This window comes from Paenibacillus xylanilyticus, assembly GCF_013359935.1.
Taxonomy (GTDB): Bacteria; Bacillota; Bacilli; order Paenibacillales; family Paenibacillaceae; genus Paenibacillus; species Paenibacillus xylanilyticus.
In genome coordinates, this window is sequence record NZ_JABMCB010000065.1 from 1 (window position 1) to 263 (window position 263).

Here is a 263-nt window from a genome sequence, read left to right on the forward strand (position 1 = left end):
CCACTTCGCTAATCCTCCAGGATTAAAAGGTGGCTCGGGACGGAATCGAACCGCCGACACGAGGATTTTCAGTCCTCTGCTCTACCGACTGAGCTACCGAGCCTTATTTAATTTTTAGATTAATGGCGGAACCGACGGGATTCGAACCCGCGATCTCCTGCGTGACAGGCAGGCATGTTAGGCCAACTACACCACGGTTCCAGGCATTAATGGTGCCGGCGAGAGGACTTGAACCCCCAACCTACTGATTACAAGTCAGTTGC

2 tRNA genes are annotated in these 263 nt (G+C 52.9%); both read right to left on the bottom strand.

Features of this window, described 5'->3' with window-relative positions:
• Positions 1–30: 30 nt before the first annotated feature.
• Positions 31–103: transfer RNA gene (locus HP552_RS00470), tRNA-Phe, on the bottom strand.
• A 20-nt stretch (positions 104–123) separates the two neighbouring features.
• A tRNA-Asp gene (locus HP552_RS00475) sits at positions 124–201 on the bottom strand.
• Positions 202–263 lie beyond the last annotated feature (62 nt).